Source organism: Chloroflexota bacterium, from assembly GCA_034717495.1.
Classification (GTDB): Bacteria; Chloroflexota; Anaerolineae; order JAAEKA01; family JAAEKA01; genus JAYELL01.
The window spans coordinates 1-23,998 of sequence record JAYELL010000095.1; the positions used below are offsets into that span (position 1 = coordinate 1).

Annotated in this window: 18 protein-coding genes and 1 tRNA gene; 9 read left to right on the forward strand and 10 right to left on the reverse strand. The window is 56.4% G+C overall.

All coding sequences use genetic code 11. The features are described from left to right. Window positions 1-480: 480 nt before the first annotated feature. The 3 genes from U9R25_16880 to U9R25_16890 form a co-directional block, all read right to left on the reverse strand. Window positions 481-1,110 (reverse strand): hypothetical protein, encoded by a 630-nt coding sequence (locus U9R25_16880; GenBank protein MEA3337573.1) that lies wholly within the window; start codon window positions 1,108-1,110, stop codon window positions 481-483. Between the two features lie 165 nt (window positions 1,111-1,275). Further along, window positions 1,276-2,061, reverse strand: coding sequence for a hypothetical protein (locus tag U9R25_16885; protein MEA3337574.1), 786 nt, complete (start codon window positions 2,059-2,061; stop codon window positions 1,276-1,278). 50 nt (window positions 2,062-2,111) lie between these two features. Further along, window positions 2,112-2,948 (reverse strand): hypothetical protein, encoded by an 837-nt coding sequence (locus U9R25_16890; protein MEA3337575.1) that lies wholly within the window; start codon window positions 2,946-2,948, stop codon window positions 2,112-2,114. Window positions 2,949-3,692: 744 nt separating this feature from the next. On the opposite strand from U9R25_16890, the gene U9R25_16895 reads away from it, so the two are divergent. From U9R25_16895 to U9R25_16930, 8 genes are all read left to right on the forward strand, one after another. Beyond that, window positions 3,693-4,037: a helix-turn-helix domain-containing protein gene (locus U9R25_16895; GenBank protein ID MEA3337576.1), complete on the forward strand. Its 345-nt coding sequence runs from the start codon at window positions 3,693-3,695 to the stop codon at window positions 4,035-4,037. 109 nt (window positions 4,038-4,146) lie between these two features. Continuing rightward, window positions 4,147-4,701 carry an isoprenylcysteine carboxylmethyltransferase family protein gene (locus U9R25_16900; protein ID MEA3337577.1) on the forward strand — a complete coding sequence of 185 codons (555 nt, stop codon included), beginning with the start codon at window positions 4,147-4,149 and terminating at the stop codon, window positions 4,699-4,701. A gap of 170 nt (window positions 4,702-4,871) precedes the next feature. Continuing rightward, on the forward strand, window positions 4,872-6,707 hold the full coding sequence (locus U9R25_16905) for a serine hydrolase domain-containing protein (GenBank protein MEA3337578.1): 1,836 nt from the start codon (window positions 4,872-4,874) through the stop codon (window positions 6,705-6,707). 339 nt (window positions 6,708-7,046) lie between these two features. Further along, on the forward strand, window positions 7,047-7,961 hold the full coding sequence (locus tag U9R25_16910; GenBank protein MEA3337579.1) for a hypothetical protein: 915 nt from the start codon (window positions 7,047-7,049) through the stop codon (window positions 7,959-7,961). A 362-nt stretch (window positions 7,962-8,323) separates the two neighbouring features. Further along, complete coding sequence (locus U9R25_16915) at window positions 8,324-9,025, forward strand: ABC transporter permease (protein MEA3337580.1); 702 nt, start codon at window positions 8,324-8,326, stop codon at window positions 9,023-9,025. Next, complete coding sequence (locus U9R25_16920; GenBank protein MEA3337581.1) at window positions 9,022-9,753, forward strand: phosphate ABC transporter ATP-binding protein; 732 nt, start codon at window positions 9,022-9,024, stop codon at window positions 9,751-9,753. Before U9R25_16915 ends, U9R25_16920 begins: the two co-directional genes overlap by 4 nt. 18 nt (window positions 9,754-9,771) lie before the next feature. Next, window positions 9,772-10,653: a substrate-binding domain-containing protein gene (locus tag U9R25_16925; GenBank protein ID MEA3337582.1), complete on the forward strand. Its 882-nt coding sequence runs from the start codon at window positions 9,772-9,774 to the stop codon at window positions 10,651-10,653. Window positions 10,654-10,662: 9 nt separating this feature from the next. Then, window positions 10,663-11,796 (forward strand): substrate-binding domain-containing protein, encoded by a 1,134-nt coding sequence (locus U9R25_16930; protein MEA3337583.1) that lies wholly within the window; start codon window positions 10,663-10,665, stop codon window positions 11,794-11,796. Window positions 11,797-12,139: 343 nt separating this feature from the next. Here U9R25_16930 and U9R25_16935 read toward each other — a convergent pair whose 3' ends face one another. The 7 genes from U9R25_16935 to U9R25_16965 all read right to left on the reverse strand — a co-directional run bounded on the left by U9R25_16935 (window position 12,140) and on the right by U9R25_16965 (window position 23,551). Continuing rightward, complete coding sequence (locus U9R25_16935; GenBank protein ID MEA3337584.1) at window positions 12,140-12,529, reverse strand: hypothetical protein; 390 nt, start codon at window positions 12,527-12,529, stop codon at window positions 12,140-12,142. A 155-nt stretch (window positions 12,530-12,684) separates the two neighbouring features. Continuing rightward, window positions 12,685-13,659, reverse strand: coding sequence for an aminoglycoside phosphotransferase family protein (locus tag U9R25_16940; GenBank protein MEA3337585.1), 975 nt, complete (start codon window positions 13,657-13,659; stop codon window positions 12,685-12,687). 16 nt (window positions 13,660-13,675) lie between these two features. After that, window positions 13,676-14,131, reverse strand: a complete 456-nt coding sequence (locus U9R25_16945) for a hypothetical protein (GenBank protein ID MEA3337586.1) — start codon at window positions 14,129-14,131, stop codon at window positions 13,676-13,678. 407 nt (window positions 14,132-14,538) lie between these two features. Further along, window positions 14,539-17,541: an excinuclease ABC subunit UvrA gene (uvrA, locus tag U9R25_16950; protein MEA3337587.1), complete on the reverse strand. Its 3,003-nt coding sequence runs from the start codon at window positions 17,539-17,541 to the stop codon at window positions 14,539-14,541. A gap of 1,420 nt (window positions 17,542-18,961) precedes the next feature. Beyond that, window positions 18,962-19,531, reverse strand: a complete 570-nt coding sequence (locus U9R25_16955; GenBank protein ID MEA3337588.1) for a GNAT family N-acetyltransferase — start codon at window positions 19,529-19,531, stop codon at window positions 18,962-18,964. A 107-nt stretch (window positions 19,532-19,638) separates the two neighbouring features. Continuing rightward, window positions 19,639-21,519 (reverse strand): dynamin family protein, encoded by a 1,881-nt coding sequence (locus U9R25_16960; protein ID MEA3337589.1) that lies wholly within the window; start codon window positions 21,517-21,519, stop codon window positions 19,639-19,641. Window positions 21,520-21,751: 232 nt separating this feature from the next. Beyond that, a complete protein-coding gene (locus U9R25_16965) occupies window positions 21,752-23,551 on the reverse strand; it encodes a CapA family protein (GenBank protein MEA3337590.1) in 1,800 nt (599 codons plus the stop codon). A gap of 177 nt (window positions 23,552-23,728) precedes the next feature. Between U9R25_16965 and U9R25_16970 the strand changes: the two genes are divergently transcribed. Continuing rightward, window positions 23,729-23,803, forward strand: a tRNA-Arg gene (locus U9R25_16970). Window positions 23,804-23,998 lie beyond the last annotated feature (195 nt).

A 23,998-nucleotide genomic window follows, 5' to 3' on the forward strand; every position in this document is an offset into this window, starting at 1 on the left:
AAGACCGCAGACCGCTTCCAGAAGACCGCGGACGACAGACGGCAGACGACTTCCAGAAGACCGCAGACCGCTTCCAGAGGACCGCGGACGACAGACGGCAGACGACTTCCAGAAGACCGCAGACCGCTTCCAGAGGACCGCGGACGACAGACGGCAGACGACTTCCAGAAGACCGCAGACCGCTTCCAGAGGACCGCGGTCCTCGGTCGGCGGTAACATCAGTACCTAAAGGATATCTCAAAATGGGCTGATAGTATTTGTCAAATAGCAAATCAAGCAGACAATTTTCGCCATCCACTGGTTTCCGAGAAAGGAAAATATCGCCATCAGCGAAAGGACCGAGCAGTTACGCGCTAAAATCAACCACAGATTACACCGATTTAGGTTTTCGATCTGTGAAATCAGCGAAATCTGTGGTTAAAAGGGGTTGGCCTCGGTAGTTACCGATAAAGTCAGCATTTGGAAATCCCGATGAGACGGCTATTTTTCTTTGTTGATGTCCTTCATGAAACCCCAAGTGAAGGCCAGGGTCATAAGCAACAGCAAGGGAGCCAAAATCGTCAGGATGAAGTCCTCGGTAAAGATACCGAACAGGGGCTTGCCTGCTTTTAAGAAAGCCAGAGCCATGCCACCGATGCTGATTAACAGACCACCGACGCTAACCATGCCAAATCCCTTGGGTGCGGTCTTTGTGACCAGACAAAGGTAGAGTGGCAGCCCAATGATGACCAGGCCGGCTATGCCATGAAAGAGGGGAACGGCGATGGACTTAAGGGGCATATCTGCAATGCTGGTGACAGCGATGGCCAACAAGCCCAGCAGGGCGAACCAAGTATAGGCCTTCTGATATTTCGGCATGAACTGAGTGATTAAGCCCATTGAGATACCCAAAGGAATCAACGTTGCTATAGTCAATACATAGGGCGAAGCCAGGACGCCCCAGCCGCCGAAAATGAGCAGCAGGCCAGAAACCAACAAGACGACAAAGGCCATCATGTAATAGATATCGTAGAGGCCTTTTTCCTTGCTATAGCGCGTATAAAAACGCCAAGCAATGTAAGCGGCTGTCAGGCCAGTGAGTAGTAGGATGATCTTGTCAAAAATGGTCATGATGTGTTCTCCTCCTCCTGGAGTGAATGAAAAGAAACTGAAGCTACTTGTATGTCAACCGAACACTACCCTATGATATTACAAGACTTCGTCTCAGTAGACTATGATACAGATCATAAATGGTTGTCCAAAAACGTTTCCATACAATGTGTCATGCATCATGCGTTATGCATCTTGCCAGGTTGTAATCAGCTTTTGCGTGCTGGGCAGCAGGATGATGATGAGCATGATTGTGCTCATCATGGGTCCAGGCAGGAACATGGAAAAACGGTTCGCCGTCTGCATATGATGGATTGCCATTGGATAGCCGGCGATCATCGATAACGACGCAGCAAAGATACCGAGTGGCACCGCCCAGGATTTTCGTTTGACTACAGCGAAGCTAAATATCGCCCAGGCTGCTGCGCTCCACCAATTCAGTTGTTGTGCTATGACAAAGTAGCCATTCCAGAAACCTTCCGTAGTCTGGTATCTGGAAATGGGGGCCACACCGTTGATGAAGGTCAGCACATAAGCTAATCCGGCCACAAACAAAAGGGCAATGATTTTTCTGTTGACGCCGCCAACGAGAAGCATCCCAAGCCATAGTATCGCGGCCAAAAAGAAGACGATGCCTGTGACAGGCGTCAAACCGCCATCAGCAGCGGGAATCATCGGAAAGAATCCAGCCAGCAGTAGAACGGTACCTGCTACCACTCCCCAAAACCATGCCCACGGCTGTTTTTTCAGGAAGCCATACAGCACAGATACGCAAAGCGCGCCGGCGGATACTCCCAGCCAACCGAGCAAGGCATACACAAATCGCACCGTATTGCCCTCATCCGGCCGCCCAACCGCAACATGACTGTCTATTACCGGATTGTAGGTCAGGGCGAGGAGATAGAATGTCAGCAGCCCGGCCACGATGCCGATGATCGCCAGAATGGCTCCAAGTACATTGTTGTTTTTCATGATGCTCTCCTCGAAACCTGCTCGCGGCGAATGAAAACGACGAACGAATCCTACGCATCCGCTTCAGTAAGCAGGTGTTTTTTGAAATAGGGTGTCAAGGTGAAGACCAGCACGCCGATAGCAAGAAGCGAGCCGTAAAGATAATCAAGCGTACTCGTGCGAATGAATTGTGTAGGGGCGTCTATTGCCAGAATGGCTATGGCTCCGATTACTGCCAACCACCAGCCAGCGCGCCTGCCGACCGCCAGCAATGGAATCGAAGCGAAGAGCAGGATCGTAGCGACCCAATTGACTTCTCCGACCCAATTGAACAGCCACCATGAAAAATCTTCGTACAGCGGGTGTCCGGGGCGGGTCCACATTTGACGCTGAGCACCGATGCCGATGGTGAAAGCGTGGGTAGACAACATGCCGATGAGGGTCAATGCGGCGAATCGCGTCCATTTCTGTATCTTCTCTCCCTTACGCAGGAAAATGAAACTCCAGTAACCTGTCAACCCGATGGCAGAGATGATCAGCGGCAGCGGGAACCCGGGCACGAAGCTGATATAGGGCAGAAACATGAACATACCGCCGATTGAGGGCAAGGCGAAAAGAGCCATTGCCAGAGGATAGGTCCATTCTTCTCCTCTTTTTATCGCAGGGGAGATAACGATCAAAGCAATGCCGGCCACAAAAATGAGTGCTCGCCAGATCGGGTAAAAGAAGTCGAATAGTTGTAGTCCGCTGGAAAAAGTTGGATGTGTTTTAACATGCTCAATCAAATGTATGAGTACTCTTTCCAGAGAAGTCTGCACGATAAACGGGATGACCGAAATCATGAGCAGCCCAATCACGATGGCAATGATGGCCATAATCATACGGTTTTTTTGCGGGGTTTCTCTCATTTTGCACCTCCTGGATAGCAGGAAAATTGAGACAGGATCAATACAAGGCAGTGATATTGTCAGTCTATCGCTAAACTCTCTAAAATGCTTTGCTTTAAGGCAAATTGAGTACCAAAATTCTTAGTGACCGTCAACAAATTATCTCACGTTTGTGTCATTGCGACGCTACGCATTGTCTGCTAGCTCACGCACCGCCTGCTAGCTCTCACCTCTCGGTGGCCTTACCTAGCTAGCTCACGCACCGTCTGCTGACGTCTCGCACCGCTTGCTAGCGTCACGGTACGCCTGCTAGCTCTCGCATCGGCTGCTGCCGTGGCGTGCTAGGCCGCACCGCCTGCTGGCGTCGCAGTGACAGGCCCTCTGATGCTGTCGGCGAATTCGCTACCTGGTCTCAATACGATGTCTTGCCTGCAAGTCCAGCGCTGTTCGTCACCTGCCCCTGCTACCTGCCGCCATAGCACACCTGGCGGTTTGAGGCGAAGCTTCGCAAAATCCCTTGTCCAAAAGCGAATCGGAGAGTATACTGACGAAGCCAAAGGATGGTCCATGATGTCTCTATCACAACTACTTCGCCACAACCCAGTTTTTTCACATCTGAGCGAGGGCCGCAGATTGATCCTTTTTACAATGAAACCGGGAGAGATATTTTGGGGAATGGCATTCTTCCAGGTGCAGACGCCGATGCCGGTTGCCTTGATTGCCAAACGGAAAAGTGAAATTCACCTGTGGTCACAGGAGAGCCTGATGCCGATCTTGTTCCAGAATGGGCGTGTATCCTGGGAGTTGGCTCGTTTGATGATCGAACGGATGAAACGAGCCAGCGACATGGTCGAGGAACTGGCCTTTCAGCCCGTCGCAGGCCGTCTGGCGGGTCTCATTCTCAGCCATTACGGCGAGGCCATTGGGGACTACACAAAACGAGATATGAGTCTCGACGAAATGGCTGCTCGCATCGGTTCGACACGCGAGATGGTCTGCAGGTTGCTGTACCGTTTTTCAGATGAAGGCGTGGTGCGGATCAACCGCACAGAGTTCATGATTTCCGACCGGGAGAAACTGGAAGGATTTGCCAGTAAAGTTAAAGGCTGATTGGGTCACAGTGAGAAGACCGGCGACACGGTGGCGTTTGATGATCGCCTCGGCGGCTGCCTGCAAAGGAGCCAAGAATGGCCACGACTTTTTTCGCGAGATGAGAACAATGGATGAGACCAAATTCTCAGAATTACTAAAACAAGCAGAACGTGAATACAGTCCTAGAAAACGACTTACAGCATTGATGATTGAGGGCATATTCTTCTTGGGCATTTTGCCAGTTGCCCTTGTCTATTTGTCTTTGCTGCTTGACTCGCGATTTGGTTTGCCACGGTTGGAATATGGAGTCATCAATGTGGCAATAGGTTGGTTCTTTATGGTAGTTGGATTTCTATTTGCGTGTTGGGCAATCTATGTTCAATTCACAACAGGTAAAGGAACTCCAGTCCCTGTAATGGCTACTCAGAAATTGATCATTCAGAAACCTTATAATTATTGTCGCAACCCAATGGCATTAGGGACAATCGTACTCTATTTGGGAATTGCTTTTCTCATTGGTTCAATTTCAGCGGTGGGTTTAGTTCTAATAGGAGCGATTCTTCTTCTCTCATATATCAAGGTTCTGGAAGAAAGAGAAATGGAGTTGCGGTTTGGGGAAGCTTATCAAGAATATCGAAAACGAACCTCTTTTATCATTCCGCGTTTGTGGCGAAGAAGATAAACAAGAGAGTTCAAAAAATACTGCGATAGAAATCAAAAGGTGTACTCTAACTGCGATTTCTATCGCAGAAATCATGCAATGAAGCTGAAAGCGGGCTGACCCCAGTTGATCGTGAAAGCGCCTGTACAGTTTCACCTTCTAAGAAATTGGAGGCGGGTGAGGAAATTCGGATGATACTGAAGCGCAAGACAGTCATCGCGATTTCGATGCTAATACTTTTGATTCTCCTCGCAATCGTGGTCTTCTGGAGGTGGCAACGAGCAGAGCCCAGGAAACCAGACCCCATTCCGCCAGGAGATTACACCTATTCGGTGGATTATGCAGAATACAGAATCGATCAATTGATGAAGCAGCACCATTTGCCCAGTGTGGCCGTGGCCTTGATCGACGACCAGGATACGGTCTGGCAGAAAGCATTTGGACTGGCGAACGTTGAGAAGGAGATACCAGCGACAGTCGATACGGTTTACAAACTCTGGTCCATCTCCAAAGTTTTCACCGCCATCGAAACGATGCGGCTGGTCGAAGAGGGTCTGGTTGACCTGGATGCCCCCATCACAGATACCATACCCGATTTTTCCATCCAGAGCCGCTTCCCGGATTCTGAGCCGATCACCATTCGCAGCATCCTGGCCCACCATTCCGGGCTTCCGCGCAATGAATGTCATTCGCTGATGTCCGGGCCTGCGGACTATGACGTTCTGGGGGAAATGGCCGAGTCGTTGAAAGATTGCCATATGGCGTTTCCGGTCGGCTACAGATACAAGTACATCAACATTGGGCCTGACGTGCTGGGCCATATCATTCAGGAGTTGAGGGGCGAGTACTACCCCCGCTATATGAAAGAGAATCTGTTGGCTCCCGTGGGAATGGAAAACAGCGCATTCCTGTCGACCGGCATCCCTGCAAAAAGGGATGTCGCCCTGGGCTACGAGTATTACAAAGGTGAATACTATCCTTACGAGCAAGGGGACATCACCCATCTTCCGTCGGGGAACCTGTACTCGACTCTTGAGGACATGAGCGCTTTCGCCAAATTCGTGTTTCGGGGTGGGGAAGCCAATGGAGAGCAGGTCATCGACCGGGAGACTCTCATGTTGATGTTCGAAGACCAGTTTTCGAGCCAGAGAGACCCTCAGCCCATGGGACTGGGCTGGAAGAGGGCCCCTGTTTTCGGTTCCGAACTGTTGGTCTGGCACGATGGCGGCCCTGGCGAGGGCATTGGTTCGTTGGTGGCCTTGCTTCCCGAGAGGAAACTGGGCGTCGTGTTATTTGCCAACGAGATCAGCTTCGAGGGGAGCATCTCGGTTTTCCTGGCAAACGAGATACTTGAACGGATGCTGGAAACCAAATACGGGGTTACCTCTCCTGAGGACGAAACTTCAGAGCCGGTTGACATTGACCGGTCTCTGCTTGATGATTACGAGGGTAGATATGTTGCTTTTGGGCAGGTTATGGATGTATTCTTGAGCGGAGACCGACTGAAAGGGAAGATCCAGGGGATGAAATTCGATCTGATTCCCGTGGGTCAAACTGAATTCCAGGTGAGTCATTGGTTGTTGAACCTTGGATTGGCGGACCTGCTGCAGCTCCCCATCGATCTGCGAGAACTGGAAATTGAATTCCTGGCAGGGGACGAAGCCGAGGAAGATGTGATGATCATCAATATGGGTGACATTAGTTACGAGATCTGCCCCAGGTATCCTGAATTTACAGATATTCCCGCCCTCTGGCAAGAGCTTGCCGGCGTGTATGAGCTGGTGGAGCGGCTGTCCTCAGGAAATGTCGGAAGTGAGATTATCGGGAGGGACGAGATAGTGATAGAAGATGGTGTCCTCAGGATGCCTGGCGTTATCGGCCCGCTCAAGCCCATCAGCGAGACCGAGATTATCATCCTGGGCGGGCCATTCGCCGGGGAGACCATGGTTTATGAGCCAGGCACGGGCTATATCTATCATCAATGGGTTGTCTACAAACCGATCGAAGCAGACTTGAACAGAGAATAGTCAACATGATCAATCAAAAAAGGATCAGCGAGAATCTGCGCCGAAGGTCTGCGTAATCAGCGTTCCTCTGGCTTGTCCAGGTTAAGGGAGCCATCAACAAACAGTCCGCCCGCGAGAAATCGATCCGCCACGGATGCCCCAGCACCCTGCACCTGTGGCGGGCGCGGCGGCCCCTGGCTGCGGCCTTGAAGGATTACCAAGGGAGCAGTTTTGTGGTATAAAGTTGTCCGCATTAGTGGAGGTGAAGCTGAGGCGTTGAACGAGGAATTACGGGCAGCAGTGAGTGAGGGCTGCTCGGGACCCTATTGGGTTGCCGGCTTAGGGAGGTGGAGGACTGATATGATGCATCAGGAATATGGACGGACAGGAACCGAAAAACAGGTCGGCGAATCAGCGGCGCACGCCCGATGGTCTGTAGCGGACGTCGGAGCGCGGCGGATGTTTTTGTTGCTGGTGGTGATCGCGAGCCTGGCTCTGTTGATTGGTTGCGCGGGCGGAGCGGTACCAGAGGCTCCAGCCGTACCATCGCCAACTGCCACGGCCCTCTCGCCGACCGTTACGCCTGCGCCAACGCTGAGCGAAGTTCCAGGCTCCGGGTTGGTTTCACCCCTGGCAACTCCGGTTCCGACCGTTGTGCAGGGAGATCCCGAGGTGAGAAGCGACTCTATGACAAGAGACTTGTGGGTGCCTGTGGTTGGCGATGCCATGGGGGTCGACGGCGTCGATCTGGAGATACTCAGCATTGAGCCAGCTTCCTGGCCCAATTCGTGCCTGGGATTAGGCCAGGCCGGGGAGATGTGCCTGGATGTCATCACGCCCGGGTACAGGATAATCGTGGGCGTAGATGGGCAGGAAGTGGAGGTTCGCAGCGACGAGCAGGGTACCGTGGTCCGTGTCGCGGCGGAGAAACCTGATCGGGAGCGGAAAGTTGCCATTCTGTGGAATCGTGAAGGTGGCATCGCTGGCTTCTGTGATACACTTACCATCGACCTGGGTTACGGCTATGTAGCTGAGCGCTGCAAGGGAGAACCCAAGTCGGTAACAGGCAATCTGAGTGGAGAGGAGGCGCAACAGGTCTCCAATTGGATCAGCGACCTGGCCCCCTTCGCCGATCGGGCTGGCGACAAGGCCAAGGCCGATGCCATGTTCGTGAACCTGGTGGTCAATGGTTTCGGCACGGTCGAAGCCAGTCCCGAGGTGAAACAGGCTATCCAGCAGTTTTGTGCCGATGTTTATACCAGTGCCTGGCAGTAGGGGGAATGTCAGTATGCCGGAATGCCGGAATGTCGGAATGTCAGAGTCACCGTGACACCGCAGCTCCCTGCTCTCCATGTCCTTCGCGCTCTTCGCGCTTCGTAAGCTTCGCGTACCTCTGTGCCTTCGTGGTCAAAACCATCGCCGTGTCGCCGCGTCGCCCATCGCCGCGTCTCCATGTCCCCCCATCTCCGTGTCGCCGCGTCTTCCGCATCCCCGCGTCTCCGTGTCTCCCCTCGCCGTGTCCCCCCTTGCTGCCACCTTCCGATCCTTGACGCCTGGTCCCGGTCGAGTATAATTGTGCCAGTACAATTATACAGTCGCGTCAGGTACCGGAAGGAGAGCGAGCCATCGACGAATTGGTGCAGGGTTTGCAGGAGGCCTTTCGCCTGATACTGACCCTCGACCGCGATATTCTGGAGATCGTATCCCTTTCCCTGCAGGTGTCGGGAACGGCGTTGCTCATCAGTACGCTCATCGGGATTCCCCTGGGTGCCGCTATGGGTCTGACCCAATTCATGGGCAGGCGACTGATGATTGTGTTCCTCTACACAGGGATGGGTTTTCCGCCGGTCGTGATCGGCCTGTTCGTCTATTTGATGTTGTCCCGAAGTGGCCCGCTTGGCCAGCTGAACTCACCCCTGGTTCCAGCCCTCTTTACACCGGCCGCCATGGTCAGCGCTCAAGCCGTCTTAGCGGTTCCGCTGGTGGCAGGATTTACCATGGTTGCTGTGATGGGCGTTGATCCCAAGCTCCGACAGCAACTGCAGGCGCTTGGTGCGACCCGTTTCCAATCTGCCCTTACACTGCTGTCTGAAGCCAAAGTTGGCGTGGTAGTGGCTGTGATCGCCGGCTTCGGAGCGATTATTTCAGAAGTGGGTGCGGTGATGATGGTTGGCGGAAACATCGAAAACAACACGCGCGTGCTAACTACGGCGATCGTGTTGGAGACGCGCAAGGGCGCCTTCGACGTGGCGATTGCCCTGGGCGTGATCCTTCTGGGGATGGCATTTGTCACCAATGCAGCTGTCCTTCTTCTGCAAGGCAGGACAATCGATTCATGAAAAACCTGATTTTCCAACTCAGGGATGTGGGCAAGGATTACGACGGGCTGCCGGTATTACAGGTTGGCGAGCTTGATGTGGTTGAGGGGGAGGTCCTGGCCGTTGTAGGCCCAAGTGGCGCCGGCAAGAGCACCTTGCTGCGCATGTTGAATTTCCTGGAGACGCCCAGCCGCGGCTGCATCCACTTTCGCGGCAGCGACTATGGACCCAACCGTAAAGCGCCTATCCAGGTCAGGCGTTCGATAACCACGGTGTTTCAAGACTCCATACTTCTGCGGCGAAGCGTCAAGGCCAATGTTTGCTATGGGTTGCGCCTGCGAGGGAATCGCAATGGAACCCAGATGGTTGATGCTGCCTTGACCCAGGTGGGCCTGGCCGATTATCAGACACGATCGGCCAAAACCCTGTCTGGTGGCGAGGCTCAGCGAGTTGCCCTGGCGAGGGCCATGGTCTTGCAGCCCCAGGTGATGCTGCTCGACGAGCCGACAGCCAACCTCGATCCGCACAATGTTGGCCTGATCGAAAACATTGTAAAGGATATTAATCGGGAATCGGGTACGACCATTGTGCTGGTCACGCATAATGTATTCCAGGCCAAACGGCTGGCCCATCGCGTGGTCTTCATGCTCAATGGCAATATCGTCGAGATCAACGAGACAAAGCGCTTTTTCGAAACCCCCGACGACCCGCGCACCGCGGCGTTCATCAAGGGGGAAATGGTGTTTTAGGCAGGGAGGTCTGGCAATATGTTTGCTCGCTTTCGCCTGGTAGCTGTTCTTTTGCTAATGGGTCTTCTCACGGGATGCTATCCACCGGCCGTCGTGGCGCCGGGGGACTCTGTTCAGCCCGAAACGGGTGGCAGGTTGATCCTGGCCACCACAACAAGCACCCAGGATTCCGGTCTGCTCGATGTTATTCTACCTGATTTTCGGCAACAGTATGGTGTCGAGGTGGATGTAATTGCCGTGGGCACTGGTCAGGCACTGAAGCAGGGAGAGGATGGCAACGCGGACGTGTTGTTGGTCCATGCGCGGGCCAGGGAGGATGCCTTCATGGATGCGGGACATGGCGCCCGGCGCGAGGATGTCATGTACAACGACTTCGTGATCGTCGGACCGGCGGAGGACCCGGCCGGCATCGCGGGCCTGCAAGACGCACCGGAGGCGTTCCGGCGTCTGGCGGCCAGTGCCTCGCCCTTTGTTTCCCGGGGTGACGATTCCGGGACTCATACCCGGGAAAAGGCACTATGGGCCGCGGCTGGAATCGAGCCAGCCGGCGATTGGTATCTTTCCGCCGGCCAGGGTATGGGTGCCGTCTTGACCATGGCTGATGAACTACAGGCCAATACACTTTCTGATCGAGCCACCTATCTGGCGCGGACCGAATCGGGAATCGACCTGGAGATCCTGGTCGAGGGGGATCCCCGGCTCTTCAATCCCTACGGCGTGATCACGATCAATCCGGACAAGGGCCCGCATATTCAGAATGAACTGGCGAATCAGTTCGTCGATTGGTTGATCTCAGTGCCTACCCAGGAGACGATCAGCCAGTTCGGTATGGAGGCCTTTGGCCAGCCCCTGTTCACGCCCGACTCGGAGCAGTGGAATGAGACTGAAGGGGCAAGCTAGCCAATTCTGATGGACAAGACGCCGCTCTACCAGCAGATTGCGGAGTCCCTGCGCGAGGAGATCCTGCGCGGAAGACTGAAACCTGGTGACCGGGTGCCTGCCATTCGGGAGATGGCGACGCGCTGGCATTGTACGCCTGGCACCGTGCAAAAGGCCTATGCGGAACTGGTTCGGCAGGGGATGTTGGCCAGCCGCGCGGGGCAGGGTACCCGTGTCACCGGCATGGCTCCGGCAGGCAGCCAAGATGGTGCAACACTGCGCAGGGCCCGCCTGAGTCATCGCGTCGATGGTTATCTGCTGGAGCTGATGAGCGCCGGTTATTCACCGGCCGAGGTGGAGCAGGCTCTATTTGCTGCCCTGGACCGCTGGCGCCCGGCGGCGAAGGTGGTTTCGTCGACTCCGCCAGAAATACTGCGCTTTTCGGGTAGTCATGACCCTGCTGTATCGTTGGTTGCCGGCCGTTTTGACGAGATATCTCCAGGTTATTCACTGACTGTAGATTTCGTCGGCAGCCTGGGGGGGTTGATCGCCCTTGCCCGCGGGGATGCGGATATGGCCGGGTGCCATCTATGGGACGAGCCAAGTGATAGCTACAACATTCCGTTTGTCCGCCATCTGCTGCCTGCACAAGAGGTCATCCTGCTTACCGTTGCCCAGAGAAGGCTGGGGTTAATTGTGGCCACGGGGAATCCGCTAAGCGTTGCCGGGTTGCAGGACCTGGCCGGCCGCGGTCTTCAGGTCGTTAATCGCCAGCAAGGTGCGGGTACCCGGGTCTGGTTCGACGCCAGACTCAGGCAACTTGAAATCGACTGCGGGGCTGTTATCGGTTATGGCAATGAAGCATTGACTCACTCTGAGGTTGCCAATACCATCGCAGGGGGAGAGGCAGATGTTGGCCTGGGTATCGAGACGGCGGCACTTGCATATGGGCTGGGTTTCGTTCCCCTTGCCCGGGAGCGCTATGAATTGGCGATCTCGCCGCTGGTATGGTCAGCGACCCCGGTGCAAGAGCTGGCGAAGTGGTTGGCCAGCGACGAAGCCCACGATGCCATCCTTTCGCTTGGTGGCTATGATGTCAGCCAAACCGGCATTGTGCGTCGGGTGCCGCCTGATGACCGCGGACTGCCGACGGCGGACTGCTGACCACCGACCGCCGACCGCGGACCGCCGACCGAAGACCGCGGACCGCCGTCTTCTGGAAGCTGACCGCCGACCGAAGACCGCTGACCACCGACCGAAGACCGCGGACCGCCGTCTTCTGGAAGCTGACCGCCGACCGCCGACCGCCGTCTTCTGAAAGCTGACCGCCGACCGCCGACCGCTGACCACCGACCGCCGACCGCTGACCACCGACCGAAGACCGCGGACCGCCGTCTTCTGGAAGTCGTCTGCGGTCTGTCGTCTGCCGTCTTCTGAAAGCTGACCGCCGACCACCGACCGCCGTCTTCTGAAAGCCGTCCGTCGTCCTCTTGTCAGCTTCGCTGGTTCAACTTGTCCGCGATTCTGTAGCAGTTTCGACCTTGCGACGGTAGAGCCAGTTACCCCAGAAAAGTGCTCCGATCAGGAACAGGGGTCCTGAAATGATCAGGTAGGTGGTCCAGTCGAACTTTCCCCAGGCCAGCACCAGGTAGAAGATAGCCAATCCAACAAAGAAGACACCCCCCAGCCATTCCCAGCGCCAGGCGAGGGCAAGGGCAAAAAGGACCAGTCCGGTCGGGACGAGGTGCATCAGCAGGGCAACGATCGTCTCGCCGAAGGAATAGCCCTCGGCGAAAACGTCCAGGGCGAACAGGCTTATGAAGGCAGCGAAGAGCATGGCCAGGCCCCGCGGCGCCCAATAGAGAACAGATTGCCACCGTTTGCTCAGGGGTTTCATTTCTGCGGGCCCTCCTTAATCAGCAGTTTGACCCACCCCCCGGCCCCCTCCCAAACTGGGAGGGGGAGAGGTTCAAGCTCCGCTCCCCGGCTCGGGGCATCGGTCAGCACATGTTAGCGGCCAAACTGTTTCCCGGTGTTCAAGAATCTGGCTCGTCAGGTGCGAAAGTCCTCCAGGAGTTGGGAAGCCAGCGAGAGACTAACTTGTCTGTAACGAGCTGCTTCACGGGGATCGTTGCGTCGCAAAATCTGAATGGGCATATATTTCTGTATTTCGTATAGCAAGTAGATCTGTCGGCGGATCAGCGCCGAGGGCGATTGGTCTCGCTGCTGACCGTAACCTTGCCAGAAGGCCGGCTCGCTGATCCCGCAATAGTCGAGCACGGCAAATTCGATCTCGATGTCACCCCAGAGCGCCCGGTCAAAATCCACCAGCCCGGTCACATTGCCTCGATCGTCAATCAAGATATTCTGGCGCCACACGTCCATATGCAACAGCCGGGGCGCCACAGGGTGCTGGAAGTGTTCGGCGAGTCGATCAAACAGTTTGCGCATGGAGGCAGCTTCTTCGAGCGTGTAGGCACCACAGGCGACAACATCATCGATCAGCAGATTCCACATCACCCGAAAGGCCTCAAACCAACTCTGCCGGGCGGACATTGGTTCATGAGATCCCAGATAGCCATAGTCGTGGCGTCCCAGTTGCGCATCGGCCGTCAGCCGATGTAATTGACGCAGATATTGGCCCACCTGGTGCAGCGAGCGATTCATCATCTCTCGGGATGCCGCTGCCTCGCTCAGCGGGAGCCCTGGCAGTGCCTTCATCAGCAGGTAGTCACGGTCGATAAGCGCGCGGGAAAAGTCATGGGCGACGATCTCAGCGACAGGGATTGTAGTTTTCGCGCCGATCAGGGCGTGCAGCGCCGGCTCCTGGCGCATCATCAATCGCTCGTAGAAGAGAAATCCGGCGTCGTCCGGCGGGGCAATGCGCAGCACGAAATGGCTGCCTTTGCTCTCTACCCAGAAGGATGCGTTGTGTTTGCCGGTGCGTACCGGGCTAAAACGCAACGAGTCTGAATCCACGTCCAAATGGGCAAGAACCAGGGTTTTCAACAGGGCTGGATCGGGCATAGACATAACCGGAAGCCTATTCAAGAAGGCCGCTCTTGAAGGCGCTGGTAGCTGCCACCACGGAAAGGATAAAAACGAAGAGCAGCGCCCACCGTTTTGGAAGAAAGGCCAATATCTGGCTGTACAAGCCCAGCAGGAGGAGGTAAAAGGCCGGATGAATGAGGATCAGCAGGTACCAGAACACAGATAGCACGGCCAGAGAGATGGTGGTCACAATGGCATCCTGCCGGGATTCGAGGACAGGTTTTGTCTCGACGATGCTGAGCCAATGCCAGATTGCGCTGGAGGCCACAAAGGTGATCAGCCAATAGCGCTCGGATAACGACAGGTGTTGCGATGTGAGCAGAGCCAGCATGGTGGCAACGACCAACGTTAGCTGATAGATTGCCGGCCACGCCCATCCACGACCATCCTGGATACCAGGCGGTTGTCGCTCAGGCGATACGCTGCTCTGGGTGTTTTCCTGCGGCATGGGCGAACCCCACTTGACGGCGAGCGGTTCAACGGAAACGGGCCGGTTAGGATTTGCATGGATTCTAATTGTCAATTGTTAATGGCAGAGGAAAATTGTGGCGCCGCAACGCTTCAATGAGCGTGTTCTCGACAACAGTTCGACTTCGCTCACAACAGGTTATTTGTCGGTGTTGATGCCGTGAGCGCCTACAAGGTTATACGAGAAAGAGGGTGGAATCAGAAAAAACACAACCGCAGCGCTGTCCTGCCCACTCCGGGGCACCTGACGGTGAGCGTAGCCGAAGGGTGGACGCAGATCAATCCAAGAGAGAGCAGAAAAGATCAGCGTGAATCTGCGCCGGAGGTTTGCGTAAATCAGCGTTCCTCCGCCCGGTCTTGAGGAAGGGGGGGAATGAACCGCAACGATCAACTGCGGCCTGCGGCCAGTTCAGCCATTACCTCTGCCGGTTGCAGGGCCGCGTTGTCCCGCAAAATCGGCTGCAGGTATTGACCGGTGTAGCTTCTGGGAGACTGGGCAACTTGCTCCGGGGTACCCTCGGCGACAACTTCGCCCCCTCTGTCGCCACCTTCGGGACCCAGATCGATAATCCAGTCCGCCGATTTAGTGACGTCCAGGTTGTGTTCGATGACCACCACCGTGTTGCCCTTGTCCACCAGACTGTGCAGCACGCCAAGCAATTTCTGGATGTCAGCGAAATGGAGGCCTGTGGTAGGCTCGTCGAGGATGTAAAAAGTGCTACCGGTGGCCCGCCGGCTGAGTTCTTTGCTCAACTTGACACGCTGAGCTTCGCCGCCGCTCAGGGTCGTCGCGGACTGGCCCAGTTTGATATAGCCCAACCCCACTTGCCAGAGGGTGCGAAGTTTGTTGCGGATGCTGGGGATGTTTTCGAAAAAGTGCAAAGCTTGCTCGACCGTCATGTCCAACACATCGGCGATGTTTTTTCCCTTGTAGGTGATTTCAAGCGCTTCACGATTGTAGCGGCGCCCGTGACAAATCTCGCAGGGTACGTAGACATCTGGCAGGAACTGCATTTCGATTCTGATGATACCATCGCCTCTGCAGGCCTCGCAGCGTCCCCCTTTGACATTGAAGCTGAAGCGACCGGGTTTGTAACCGCGCACCTTGCTTTCTGGCAGGCCGGCGAACAGGTCGCGGATGGGCGTGAACATGTTGGTGTAAGTTGCCGGGTTGGAGCGCGGGGTACGGCCGATAGGCGTCTGATCAATATCGACGATCTTATCGATGTGTTGCAGACCCAGAATCGCCTGATGTTTTCCAGGCTTGCTTTTTGCACGGTACATGTGCTGGGCGATTGCCTTATAGAGTATCTCGACTACCAGGCTTGATTTGCCCGAGCCGCTGACGCCGGTCACGCAGATCAGTTTGCCCAAGGGAAAGCGCACGTCGAGCCGTTTCAGGTTGTTTTCCGCGGCTCTTTTGACGATGATAAACTCGCCATTGCCCGCCCTCCGGGCATCGGGCACAGGGATCGTCAGATTGCCGTTGAGGTATTGTCCCGTCAGTGAATTGGGGCACTTCAGCAGCACGTCCAAAGGGCCAGAGCAGACGACCTCGCCGCCATGTTGTCCGGCGCCCGGACCCAGATCGATGATCCAGTTGGCTTCGCGCATGGTGTCCTCGTCGTGTTCGACGACCATGACCGTGTTGCCCAGATCACGCAGCCCCTTGAGTGTGCGCAACAGGCGTGCATTGTCCCGTTGATGCAATCCTATGCTGGGCTCGTCCAGGATATACATAACTCCCATCAGTTGGGAGCCAATCTGGGTAGCCAGGCGGATTCTCTGGGCCTCGCCACCGCTCAGGGTTGTTGCCTGGCGGTCCAGGGTCAGATAATCGAGCCCCACATCGTGGAGGAAACCAAGGCGAGCCCGCAATTCTTTAAGGATCTGGCGGGCAATCGTGTGTTCCCGCTGTGAGAAGGGGCTGCTCTGAAGGTCACTCAGGTCTCCGTTGAGGGAATCGGTGGCTTTCGACCGCTGCTCCTCCGTTTGCAGTCCGGCTATCCAGCGCAGGGCCTGAGAGACCGACATGCCCGTGACCTGCACGATGTTCTTGCCGGTGATGGTAACGGCGAGAGCCTCGGGCCGCAGGCGTTTTCCCTGGCAGGCAGGGCAGGAGCGGGCTGCCATGAATCGTTCCAGATCGGAACGCATGTAGTCGCTGGTGGTTTCCCGGTGGCGACGCTGCAGGTTTGAAATCACACCTTCGTAGACTGTCTCGTAGCTGCGCCGGTGACCGTGCTGGTTCACGTAGTTCAGCTCAATCTTGTCACCCCGTCCGCCGCCGTACAGGATAATCTCACGTTGACGCGCGCTCAGCTCACCGAAGCTTACCTGGTTGAAGGGGATGCCGTAGTGATTACAGGCGGCCTGAACCAACTGCTGATAGTAGCCATTGCTGCGTCCCTTCTGAACGCCCCAGCCGGGCGCCAAAATAGCGCCATCTTTCAGGCTACGGCTGCGATCAACTACCAGGTCAGGATCGAATTCCCTCTGGGTGCCAAGGCCGGTGCAGAGAGGGCATGCACCGTGGGGACTGTTAAAACTGAAGGTGCGGGGCTCGATCTCGGGCAGGCTGATGCCACACTTCACACAGGCGAAGTGCTCGCTGAAAAAGCGGTCGCTGGCTTTTTCCCGATCGGTCACATCGCTGACGAGCAGAATGCCCTCGCCCAGCCGCAAGGCGGTCTCTACCGAGTCGGCCAGTCGCTCTACATCAGTTCCGGCACCTTGGCCGATGTCGGATTCGGGTCGCACAACCAGACGATCGACGACGACCTCGATAGTGTGCATTTTGTAGCGATCGAGCTCGATATCCTCGTCCACTTCCCGTACCTCGCCGTTGACGCGCACGCGCACGAAACCGGCCTTACGTATTTCTTCAAAGACCCCTTTGTGTTCTCCCTTGCGGGCATCAACCAGCGGAGCGAGAATCAGCAGGCGGCTTCCTTCGGGCATCTGGAGAATGGAATCGACGATCTGCTCGACCGTCTGCTGGCTGATGGGTTCAGCGCAGTTTGGACAGTGAGGCAGGCCAACGCGGGCGTAGAGCAGGCGGAGATAATCGTAGATCTCAGTGACAGTTCCCACGGTGGAACGGGGATTACGACTGGAGCCCTTCTGGTCGATAGAAATGGCCGGGCTCAGTCCTTCGATCTGGTCGACATCGGGCTTTTCCATCAGGCCGAGGAACTGGCGCGCGTAGGCCGACAGAGACTCGACATAACGGCGCTGCCCTTCGGCATAGATGGTGTCGAAGGCCAGGCTGGATTTGCCGGAGCCGGACAGGCCGGTGATGACGACCAGTTGATCGCGGGGGATCTCGAGATCGATGTTTTTCAGGTTGTGCTCGCGAGCACCGCGGATTGTGAGAGTCTCTTGGGCCATAGTTTCGTGCAGCTACTCTTGAACGGTGTTGGTAATAGTAGCACAAATGTGCTGCTTTGGCAAGAATCAAGGGCCTGGTCGATTGGTTTGATCACGGTTTTCGATGGCCCATTTGGCAAGCCAAAACTATACTACAACCTGACGGCGGTGTCTGTTGTCCCTCTGCCAATTTCTGGATAACTGATGACAACCAACTAGTATACCATCGGCCCGTCGGGTTCACGAATCCGGGGGTGGCGGGGGGTCAGGATGTCAGAATATCAGAAGGTCGGGATGTCGAAGTATCGCTGTCTACGAATGGAACCAGGAATGCACGAATTGGGCGGGCATTCAGTTGGTGTTTCGGAACGAATCGGTTTGACCGCGAGTTGGCTTCATGTTATACTTGGGACGTGTACCGTTCAATACGAGGCAAACTTCCCTGGAAACCAGTTGACGGCAGGCGATCTGTTCCTCCGGCCGGGGCTGAGCGCGGTTATTCCGCTGGGAATACCGTTCGTCCAGGAGAGCAGGCACCTGAGGTGGTCGGTGAAGATCTTGGAGGCCGCCACGGGAATAGGCCGGCGGGACGCAAATTCGTGAATCCGCCCGGGATTCTATCCGGGCGTAAATGCCCTCTTTAATCTTCCCCTGACTTGGACATGCCAAAACCAAACTTTCGCTGGTGCCAGACCGGCCACAGCCGACGAGAGCCTTGCGTCATCCCCGCGCACATCAGCAGATGTACCGAGAGGTAGGCGGGGATCTATCGATTCGTTCCCGGCCATCGTCCAGGATTACCGGCGAGCATATCTGGTGGCGTCCGCGAATTGCCTGGCTCACACCTCTCGCTGGCCTTACCTAGCTAGCTCACGCACCGTCTGCTGACGTCTCGCACCGCTTGCTGCCTCCCGGTACGCCTGCTAGCTCACGCATCGTCTAGCTCACGCATCGTCTAGCTCACGCATCGTCTAGCTCACGCATCGTCTAGCTCACGCATCGTCTAGCTCACGCATCGTCTAGCTCACGCATCGTCTGCTGACGTGCTGACGTGCTGACGTGCTGACGTGGCGTGCTGGCCTGCGGCGGCGCGAATACACGAATGCCGCCGCCCCGCCACCATCTCATTCGTGGACGCCCCATGCCATCGCCGTCCGCACACCGCCGCGCCAACAGGGACCTGCCATCGCCGAGATCCTATTCGTGGACGGCCCGTCCCATCGCCAATTCAATCAGAACATGCCCGGGCCGGTCTCCTGACCCCTCCCCTAGCCCCTCCCCGAACCGGGGAGACGGGATGGCATCACTTTTCGGGCTTCCTCTCCCAACCTGGGAGGAGGCCGGGGGGTAGGTCAAACCTTGCCTATCCTGCCCGGGCCGGTCTTGCGCGCGTGCAGGCGCAAGCATTGATAATTGATCGTTGACCACTGACAATTGGCAATTAGCCGGCCGGCCACAGCTGGCGAGCGTGCCATTTCAACGGTTTGCGCATATAGAGCTGGCGTGAGCGGATGACACCGGTCATGATTCGGGTGGTTTCTCCGGTGAATAAGTAGCCATGATGCAGGAAAAAAGCCTGGGCTGCCCGGTTCTGGGCAAGCACCGATAATACGACTGCCTCCGTCGGTGTGGCCTGCGAAAGCCAGGCTTCCAGAATGCGCAAGGCCCAGCTTGCCAGGCCCTGCCCGCGATAGGGCAAAGATACCAGAATCAACCCCAGTCTGGCGTCCAAAGGACCCGGGTCGGCGAAACGCAGGTCCACCACCCCGATCAGAGTGTCCTCCAAAGTGATGCCCAGCATGTGCCGGGCGTCATCGCAGGCTGCTTGGGCAAGATCCCCTTCAGCCTGCCCTTTTGGTGTTGCCTGGTGCGTCATGTTCTGGAAATAGTCCTGAGCAGCTTCGTAGACCGCCTGCAAATCAGGGGCCTGTGCCTGAATCAACGGGCGCAGCGTGATGGGTGGAGGGGAGTCGGCCTGTATAACTCCTGCTTCGGTAGTCATGCGCTTCATTTGGTTCTGAGCCGGGACAAATCTTTAGGTTCCGGGTTCGTCCGACCGCAGGTCACGCTGTTAGCGTGACGTGCTGGGGTTATCCGGCTGGCAGCCGGCTCGGGACGTTAGAGGGCCTCGATTTGGGCTCGCAGGTGGTTGAGCTCGGCGCCGATCGAGGCCATTTCCTCGTTGACATCCACCAGCTTTTCCCGCTCACTGCGGACAAAGCGGGTATAGGGTTGGATGGCCTCGTTGATGAGCTGGACTGATCGGCTTAACTCCTGCTCGAACTGGGTTGTCAGGGCTTCGTGCAGTTGGGTTTGCAGATCCAGAACCTTGACGCGTAGCTCCTCGCGGGCTTTGCGGCGCCGGTTGGGAAGGATATATAATCCGACCGCGGCCAGGGTGCCGGCAGCCAGGAGACCGGTCACGTCGGCCACCAGGGTGTGCAAGGCGGCCACCAGAATGGCGCCCAGTCCCAGGGCGCTCACCTCGATAATGGCGGTCTGAGCCACTGCCAGTTGAACCGAATCGGCCAGCTTGGCTGCTTCCGTTTTTTTGTCGTAGCTGGCCACCGCGCTCTGGGCCGCCCGGCCGACGGAATCCAACAACTCCCGCCGGTTCAACTCGAAATTGCCTCCGACCTGGCCGATTACTTTCTCCTTGTGCAACTCAGCCCGCCGGTTGAGGTATTCCATCACATCCTGCCACTGGCGGTATTCCCGTTCCACCATCCAGTCGATCAGCTCGCTGACCTGATTATCGATATCCTGTACCGTGTCTGCGACTACCTCCCGCTCGAAATCCTCTCGCACCTGGGCGGCGTTGAGCAGGCTGAAGATGCGACTGAAGCGAAGGGTGTCATCGAAGAATTTGACTCCCCGATCCGACATCTGGAAGAGGGTGCTGTCGATGGCGCTCAACCGGTGGCGGAAATCACGGTGCATATCCTCCTGGTAGGCGCGAAGATTGGCTTCAACCGTATCAATGGTGTCGAAATCTTCGGCCAGCACATCCAGACGAGCCTCAGTGACCTCCGAATACTCGTCGTGCAGGTGTTGGGCGATTCCCAATGGGTTGAGCAGTTTGAGCCGCAGCCTTTCCGTTTCGTCCAGCGTATCGAGAATAAAGGTTTCCAGCGGACCGAAATGGCTGGATGTCCATAACTCCAATACCGACGGGATGTTGGCTGGCTGAAAACTATCGCCCAGGGGATCCATATTCTGTTGACCGGCTGCTTCGCTTTCCCCACCAGGTATTTCGCTCTGCGTTCCTACCTGTCCATGGCTTTCAGGATGGTCTCCAGGGGTGCTGTGCGACTGCCGGTTGGCCCATTTCGCTTCCTGAGCCATTTTGGCGGAAACCAGAAATATCTCGGGCTCGATGCCCAGAAGTTTGACTGCATTTTCGGTAACGAAGCGTTGTACCTCGATAACGTCGGCGGCATCGAGAATATCGATCTTGTTGACCACGATTACTACTTTTTTGCCCCAGGCCCGGATGCGATCCATGAAAAGGCGTTCACTCTCGGCGAAGGGCCGGTCGGCGCTGGTGACAAAGAGTACCAGGTCGGAACGGGGCACGAAGTCCTCGGCGATTTCCTGGTGACGCTGAATGACCGCATTGGTACCGGGGGTGTCCACCAGATTGATATCCTGGAGCCAGTCAATTGGGCTGGTAATGATTTCCGCGTCGGCCTCAACCAGCGTGCGGGTCACCTGATCGCCATGGCGCAGGATGTGCACGCGGGTGGTCGTTGGTGTGGCCCCTTCTTTCAGGAGTTCCTGGCCGAGAAGCGCGTTGATAAAGGCCGATTTGCCTGCATTGAATTCACCGACAACCACAAGCAGAAAGAGTTCGTCCAACTGGCGCCGGGCCTGGTTGAGCCGCGCCGTATCCTCCCTGGCAGCATCCAGGCGCGCCAGGTTAACACCGAGACGCTGCAAAAGGTCCTGTTCGGTGTTGACGAGATTCTTTTCCAGGTTGCTGAGCAAGCGTCGAAGCACGGGGGGGCGACTCCCAATAAGACAGGTCTTTTTGCAGGCAGAATAACCGTCACGGCGTGACTATACCACAGGTGGAAATGGGCGGCAAAGAATCCTGGGAATTGGGAGTCCAGCTGTACCTGGCAGTGAGGCAGGTCGAGGGTTTGACCCACCCCCTGGCCCCGTCTTGAACTGGGAGGGGGAGAGGTTCAAGCTGCCCTCTCCGGGGCGGTTTCCAGGGCAGGCCTTTCGACTACCAGCCGCTGGCGGCGAAGATTCGATTTAGCAGGGTCTCGCGTTCACTCTCGGCGGCCCAGCGGGGCTGTGCGTAATCCTCGAGGATGGTGGTCAGTATCTCGGTGCTGATATGCCGTCCATCGTAGATGGTGTGGCGGGGAATCAAACCCTCCCGGGTCGGCAGACTCCACATTTGATCGAAGAAGAAGTTACCCAGGCCGTAGAGAATAAGACCACCGTCGCCGAATCCGATCGCCTGTGGTACATGGGACTGCACCCCGGTAACGATATCTGCGCCTGCGCTGCTCAACTGTTGGAAACCCGCGAGCTGGGACTGGATCGGCAGCGAGTCGTAGCTCTCTTCCCACTGCATATCGAGCAAAACCAGGTCGGCGCCCAGATCTTCCCGGGCTTCCCGGATAGCGATAGCCATCTGGTCGAAATCGTAGGGTGCAGAGCCGGGCCAATCAGGTTCCGCCCAGGCCAACTGCGGGCCGAACGAATTGGCGCCCAGGAAAACCAGGCGGTTGCCGTTGTGCTCCATGACGAGGGGTTCCAATGATTGCGCCAGGTTTACACCGCCGCCAAAGGTGGGTATGCCCTCATCGGAAAAAAAGGCCATCGATTGCTCGGAAGCTTGCCTTCCAAAGTCGTTCAGGTGGTTGCCAGTCAGACCGATCAAATCGACCCCTATGGCCCGCAAAGCCTCGATGTAGCCCGGTTTCGAGCATAAGGTCACGTTGCCCTCGGCCGCGTTAACCTGACAACCTTCGAAAAAGGGGACTTCGTTGCTGATGTGTGTGAGATCAGCCGCAGCCAGTTCCGGACCCACTTCCTCAGCCGGGTACTGGTATCCCTGTGCCTCCATTCGGGCAGCGGTGACGCGGGACATGGCTGTGACACCGGTCATGATTAGCGAGGTCAATTTGGCGGGATCGCGGTTGCTTGCAGAGCCGTTGGCCTTCAAATAGGTCCTCAGGCTGCCGGCGAGTTGCTCGGCATCCGGCTGATGGGCCAGATAAAATCGAAGGACCAGTGGATAGGTGTCGAGGTTGAAGCGGTTATTCGTCGGATCTTCACCGTTGATTGCCAGGGCGTTGACCTGCGGAAGTAGTTGGTCAAACGGAAGGACTCCCAATCGGCTGTCGTTTTCCTCCAACAAGGCAGCCAGGGCCTCGGCACTGTGTACGACCTCGATTTCAGCCGGTGGCCCCCAGAGTTGAAAAAGACCTGCGGCCGCGTCGGGCGTGACTACGAGGGCTTGCTCACCCTCTTTGGGGCCGCCCAGCCAGAGGCCCAGGAGTTGGGCGGGATCTGCCTCCACGTCGAGGCTGGCGAAACGTTTGACCGGAACATAGATTCGTTCGGCCACCGGATTGTCGACTGGCTCCGTGGTCAGCCAGAGATCCGCCTCGCTTGCGTCGGCGATGAGAGAGCTTTTTGGCTGGGCATCCAGCCAATTCTGAATGGCTATTTCCAGCTCCGGTGGGGTGGGGTTGAGCAATGCCATTTGCAGCGGCTGAGCGAGGCCCAACCTGGAGGTCAGAGATGGTTTTTTCGCCTGATCAACAGGTTGGGGTTTCGCTTCAACGGGGGACGGGTCGTCCGTCTGAGCCTGGTTCCCGTTGATCTGCTCATTCGCTGCTATGTCGGACCCATCCGCCGGGGATGGGGATGCGGCTGAGGTAGGTTCACCGGCACTCTGGGCTGGTTTGATATCCTGCCATGCCCAAAGCAGAAGAAAGATGCCCAGTACCAGCAGCAGGGCACTGATGAGCCCGAGGGTGCTTTCGTTGGTTTTTTTGAGTTGGTCCATGGAGCGTTTCCAGTCGATATCAGCCGCCTGCCGGAATCAGGCCAAAGCGAAAATCCTGACAGGACCCAATGTTGCGGTTGAAGGGAATCATTCTTGATTATAGCCGTTTTTCGGCTTATCGCAAAATACGCGCTGTTTGCCAGCATGGTCGATCTGTGGTAAACTTTTTTTGCTCTCGCCCCCATAGCTCAGTGGATAGAGCACCGGCCTCCGGAGCCGGGTGCGCTGGTTCGAGTCCAGCTGGGGGTACCAAAGGCGGTTTTCTGGGCATTCGAAAGCCGCCTTTCGTCTTCAAGACGACCGCCCGGTCGTTATAGTTCGCTCGAAATGTATAACAGGTCACGTACTAATTGTGTACGAGGCTGTATGATGGTTACGACTGCCCATCTCGATCAACAATGCGCGAATCCGTTGGATCATCTGGTTCCCCGCGGACCGATGTCGGTT

Coding starts and splice junctions, on each gene's coding strand:
- U9R25_16885 (MEA3337574.1), bottom strand. CDS start 2,061: ATGAAAAACAACAATGTACTTGGAGCCATTCTGGCGATCATCGGCATC.
- U9R25_16935 (MEA3337584.1), bottom strand. CDS start 12,529: ATGAAACCCCTGAGCAAACGGTGGCAATCTGTTCTCTATTGGGCGCCG.
- U9R25_16895 (MEA3337576.1), top strand. CDS start 3,693: ATGCCGATCTTGTTCCAGAATGGGCGTGTATCCTGGGAGTTGGCTCGT.
- uvrA (MEA3337587.1), bottom strand. CDS start 17,541: ATGGCCCAAGAGACTCTCACAATCCGCGGTGCTCGCGAGCACAACCTG.
- U9R25_16930 (MEA3337583.1), top strand. CDS start 10,663: ATGGACAAGACGCCGCTCTACCAGCAGATTGCGGAGTCCCTGCGCGAG.
- U9R25_16905 (MEA3337578.1), top strand. CDS start 4,872: ATGATACTGAAGCGCAAGACAGTCATCGCGATTTCGATGCTAATACTT.
- U9R25_16910 (MEA3337579.1), top strand. CDS start 7,047: ATGATGCATCAGGAATATGGACGGACAGGAACCGAAAAACAGGTCGGC.
- U9R25_16880 (MEA3337573.1), bottom strand. CDS start 1,110: ATGACCATTTTTGACAAGATCATCCTACTACTCACTGGCCTGACAGCC.
- U9R25_16940 (MEA3337585.1), bottom strand. CDS start 13,659: ATGCCCGATCCAGCCCTGTTGAAAACCCTGGTTCTTGCCCATTTGGAC.
- U9R25_16920 (MEA3337581.1), top strand. CDS start 9,022: ATGAAAAACCTGATTTTCCAACTCAGGGATGTGGGCAAGGATTACGAC.
- U9R25_16890 (MEA3337575.1), bottom strand. CDS start 2,948: ATGAGAGAAACCCCGCAAAAAAACCGTATGATTATGGCCATCATTGCC.
- U9R25_16925 (MEA3337582.1), top strand. CDS start 9,772: ATGTTTGCTCGCTTTCGCCTGGTAGCTGTTCTTTTGCTAATGGGTCTT.
- U9R25_16965 (MEA3337590.1), bottom strand. CDS start 23,551: ATGGACCAACTCAAAAAAACCAACGAAAGCACCCTCGGGCTCATCAGT.
- U9R25_16945 (MEA3337586.1), bottom strand. CDS start 14,131: ATGCCGCAGGAAAACACCCAGAGCAGCGTATCGCCTGAGCGACAACCG.
- U9R25_16900 (MEA3337577.1), top strand. CDS start 4,147: ATGGATGAGACCAAATTCTCAGAATTACTAAAACAAGCAGAACGTGAA.
- U9R25_16955 (MEA3337588.1), bottom strand. CDS start 19,531: ATGAAGCGCATGACTACCGAAGCAGGAGTTATACAGGCCGACTCCCCT.